1 protein-coding gene is annotated in these 764 nt (G+C 35.2%); it reads right to left on the bottom strand.

Features of this window, described 5'->3' with window-relative positions:
- Positions 1-388: 388 nt before the first annotated feature.
- Positions 389-556, bottom strand: a complete 168-nt coding sequence (locus tag CP352_RS11220) for a hypothetical protein (protein WP_005729191.1) — start codon at positions 554-556, stop codon at positions 389-391.
- Positions 557-764 lie beyond the last annotated feature (208 nt).

The following is a 764-nucleotide window of genomic DNA, read 5'->3' as shown; positions in this document are numbered from 1 at the left end:
TTACCTTAGTCGCTTCTTTGAAAGATGTTGGCTGCACTAGCCAACAAATCCTGCAGCAATTAAAGCAAAAGTATGGCAACGTATTCTCTGATAAGCAGTTAGAAGAATTTCTGAAACAGAGCTAAGTTGTAACAACAATATTTTCCAAGATGTCGCATAAGCGGCATCTTTTTTGAGCCAATACATTAATTTAAACGTAAATACTGCAAACAAACCATGAATATAGAAAAATATAAAAAAATATGCTAACATGTTCATATAAAGATGAAACAACTTGCATGTGCGAGAATTAAGACACAAAAAAATCGCTACTCTAATCGGACAAATGAGTAACGATTTTTTGTTTCACCAAATTTTATAGCATTAAAACTAAATGTATTGGCTGAGGCTAGTGACGCTTGTGATGTCTTTTAGAGCCCAATCTATAATTTTTACGCCTTTTGCTATGACCATTGCCTAGCCGCTTGTCAAATAGTCTCTCTAAGACATAAGAAACTACGTTCACTAAAAGTGGCGCTAAGATAGAGCCTAATAAAAAATGAAACAAATCTAGCATGTGTTCACCTCCCAATGCGAGATCTGATATTGGAAGGCACAAACGTCAACGTTTATTATAACAAATGGTTTATAGAGTTGGATTTAAAATTAGCCAGTACATGGTGACAAGCTTTTTGATAAAGCGCAAAAACGCATTGAATCACTGAATGCTGATCCAGAATGGAGGGATACTATTATGGACTTTGAAACTAGAATGCTTGAACGCG

The organism is Lactobacillus sp. UMNPBX1 (genome assembly GCF_002554085.1).
In the GTDB taxonomy this organism is placed as follows: Bacteria; Bacillota; Bacilli; order Lactobacillales; family Lactobacillaceae; genus Lactobacillus; species Lactobacillus crispatus.
This window is presented reverse-complemented; position numbering and strand designations above follow the sequence as displayed.

Coding starts and splice junctions, on each gene's coding strand:
- CP352_RS11220 (WP_005729191.1), bottom strand. CDS start 556: ATGCTAGATTTGTTTCATTTTTTATTAGGCTCTATCTTAGCGCCACTT.